General features: G+C 43.4%; 4 protein-coding genes and 1 pseudogene. All 5 read right to left on the reverse strand.

Annotated elements, in window-relative coordinates:
• Positions 1-1,747 (reverse strand): annotated as a pseudogene (locus ACFILU_RS01035) (phage tail protein); the annotation flags it as partial.
• Positions 1,744-1,815 (reverse strand): hypothetical protein, encoded by a 72-nt coding sequence (locus tag ACFILU_RS01040; protein ID WP_375674394.1) that lies wholly within the window; start codon positions 1,813-1,815, stop codon positions 1,744-1,746. The pseudogene ACFILU_RS01035 and the gene ACFILU_RS01040, both read right to left, overlap by 4 nt.
• A 38-nt stretch (positions 1,816-1,853) precedes the next feature.
• Positions 1,854-2,141, reverse strand: a complete 288-nt coding sequence (locus ACFILU_RS01045) for a phage tail assembly protein (RefSeq protein ID WP_375674391.1) — start codon at positions 2,139-2,141, stop codon at positions 1,854-1,856.
• A gap of 2 nt (positions 2,142-2,143) precedes the next feature.
• Positions 2,144-2,650, reverse strand: a complete 507-nt coding sequence (locus ACFILU_RS01050) for a phage major tail tube protein (protein WP_375674392.1) — start codon at positions 2,648-2,650, stop codon at positions 2,144-2,146.
• The coding region (locus ACFILU_RS01055; RefSeq protein WP_375674393.1) for a phage tail sheath family protein at positions 2,650-3,074 on the reverse strand (425 nt) is incomplete at its 5' end. The genes ACFILU_RS01050 and ACFILU_RS01055, both read right to left, overlap by 1 nt.

The raw sequence follows: 3,074 nt of genomic DNA on the forward strand, positions 1-3,074 counted from the left end.
TTTTTTTGAAATCCAAGAGAGCGGTGAAAAGTTTTTAAAGAGCGTCAAGAGGTTATTGAAAACGTTACTACATAAGCTCGCAAAAGAATTCCACAAGTTGCTTATGAAGCTTACTACCGTATCCCAATTTTTGTAGAGCAGATATCCAACTCCAACAAGGGCTGCTATGCCGCCAGCGATCCAGCCGATAGGAGTGGTCATGATTGCGATACCAAGCGATATAAAAGCAGAACTAACGGCAGTTATTGCCGAAATCAGTGTCCCTACAAGAGTTAAAGCAAGACTGGCAACTGCAGAAGCAGCTGAGGCTAATGCTGAAAGCAGTGATCTTCCCAGAGTAGCAGAAAATCTAATAAAAGCTTTATCTGCTGCGATTATTTTTGAGAGCAGGGATTTTCCAAGATTTGCAGCCAGACCGGTAATTTTAGAACCAACGGAAGTGAAGGCTGAAAGCACTGGTCCTGAAAGAGCGAAAGCAAGCCTGATAAAAACTGCGCTTACTATGGCTAGTGATGTAAGCAGCCAGCCATTGATTTTGTCCCAATTTTTGTAGAGCAGATATCCAGCTCCAACAAGTGCTGCAATACCACCAAGTATCCACCCGATAGGTGTCGTCATTATAGTATAACCAAGCGTGACAAATGCGGCTCCTACGGCTGCTAATGCGGCAATGAGTGGACCAAAAATGAACGAACCAAGTGCCACAAGTCCTACCTTAAAGAGGGTTATTTCACCAATCAACGGCTCCATCCATTGAAACCAGCCTTTAATTCTCTCTGTAAGATCACTGATTCCTCTTCTCAAATCAGAGGTAGGATTAAGCAAATCATTAAAGACTTTTTTTACGCTTTTAGCCCAGCTCGCAACGGTTGTTTGAATGAGGTCGCGGTTTTCATCAATCAGGCGAGAAAAACCGTCAATCATATCATTAATAACGGGCATGAAACGCGCGCCAATAAAGCTCGCGATACCGCCTATTTTTTTCTTAAAGGCTCCCATCTTGTCACTTAAATCTGCTGCATAGCGTGCGACATCGGCACCTATCAGCCATTTTCCTTTTCGCGCCTTTGCAAACAGCTCTTTAATGGGTGCCATGCCTTGTGCAAGCATGGTCGCCATTTCTTTGCCATCACCCCCAAACAGCAGAGCGGCAATATGCTGTCTTTGTGCTTGGCTTTTCATCTTACTCATCTTGTCGGTAATTTCTTCTAACAAGACAGAAGTGGATTTGAGTTTTCCAGAAGTGTTTTTGACAGAAATGCCAAGTGCTTCAAAGCCCATCATGCCTCTTTTTTGTCCAGCATAGGCTTGTGCCGAACGCCTATTTAAAACCGCTAAGGATTGTTGAAAAAGTTCGGCAGAAGTGCCTGAATTATCGGCTGCATCACCCCATAATTGAAGTGATGCAACACTCATATTTAAATGGTGTGATGCGTGATAAAGACTATCTCCCAGATGCATGGTTTTCATGGTGAGGGCGGCTACACTTGCCACAAGACCACCACCAGCAAGCCCTAAGACACCGGTAAAGACTGAAGCACGACTTTGCCGCTGTGCTAAGAGCACTTTGAACGCCATGAAGGCTTTTTGTCATGTTTTTGACAGCAGCAGAAAAGCGCGGAATACCCAAACTATGTGAGAGTGTTTTTGACAATGTATCGAATTTTTTTTGAAGATGTTTAAGAGGTGCGGTGAGTTTGTCTTCAAGAGACAATTTTACCTTTGCATCGGCTACTTTTTCACTCATTTTATCTTATCCCTTTTTGCTGCTTGTTTTCGCCAGAATATGAGTTCTTGCGGTTCCATTTCCATCATGTCCGGAAGAGACCAATGAAAAACAATGGCGATATCGGCTATGAGTTTAGCGGCAGTTTCCCAGTCGAGGTGTCCCGCCGCTTGATAAAAGATTCCAAAATCTCTCCAATGCTTGCCAAATCATTGATGTCGAGTTCACCAACAGCCTCATGCGGCCATTCAGAAAGGCGTGTGATCATAGCGATTGTTTGCTCTATCCCTTCTTTTTTGTCGATTGCTTGCACATCTTTTGTTTTGGGGCGCTGTAAGGTAATTGTGGTGTGCTCTTTTCCTTCAAAAGTAACAGGTATCAATAATTTATGTGTAATGCTTGTTTGTACTGTCATTTTTATAATCCTACATTGTCTCTATGGTCTGCGAGTTGATTGACGCCATTGAATTTTCTCACCAAGTTGAGGACATCTATCTCAACGATTTCAACGTCCTTCTGGACATATTTGAAATACTGCAATGTGAAGGTAGTTGTGGATGTTGCTTTGCTGCCCGGTTGCCATTCTGCCATTTCAAAGCCTTTGCATAGTCCTCTCATGGTAATGACAACACCTTCTGCTGGTGTGCCTTGCGCTTGCATTGAACTGCGCAATGAAATGTTGACATCAGTGCGCCCCAACAGTGCCATCAATTCTGGAGAGCAATCAGAAATGGTCATGCTAAGTGTGAGGGTTTCAAGACCAAGGTCAACTTCAATAGAGCTATCCATGCCTCCGCCACGATAACTTTCAACAACCAAGCTCAAATTCGGTAATGTTACGCTTTCACATTTTGCTTGATAGGGAATGCCGTCGACAAAAATGTTAAAATATTTCAAAACTCTTGGTAAAACGGGGATAGCCATTAAAAAATCTCCTCTAAATAATCATTCACAATGCGTGAACGGAATGTGATGTGTTCTGCTGGTGTTGTTGGTGTGAATTCGACATTGAAATAGACTCTGCCGCTTTCAATAGCGCTTGCTGTATTCAACTCTAGATCAGGCGTACAACGCCCACCAAGAATAGCGCCTTGTGCTTTTAAATCACGCAAATAGGCATTGACGCTTTCACTTACGTCACTCATGTAGGTTTTTTTGATATTGCGGTCGACAGCCCATAGATGCCCGCGCAAAATGGCATCATTGATCATATCTGCGGTTCTCACCACCGATAAGAAAGCAAACTTTGTATCACTTGAAAGGGTGCGATTACCCCAAAGACGATAACCGTTTTCGCGGATAATTGTTGTGATGTTTTGTTCGTTAAGAAGGTTGGCGCGGCTTGATC

This window comes from Bartonella sp. CL100XZDX (assembly GCF_042195375.1).
Classification (GTDB): domain Bacteria; phylum Pseudomonadota; class Alphaproteobacteria; order Rhizobiales; family Rhizobiaceae; genus Bartonella.

What these genes read in the sequence shown, in the direction of transcription:
- ACFILU_RS01045 (WP_375674391.1), bottom strand. Translation starts at nt 2,141, where the DNA reads ATGACAGTACAAACAAGCATTACACATAAATTATTGATACCTGTTACT.
- ACFILU_RS01050 (WP_375674392.1), bottom strand. Translation starts at nt 2,650, where the DNA reads ATGGCTATCCCCGTTTTACCAAGAGTTTTGAAATATTTTAACATTTTT.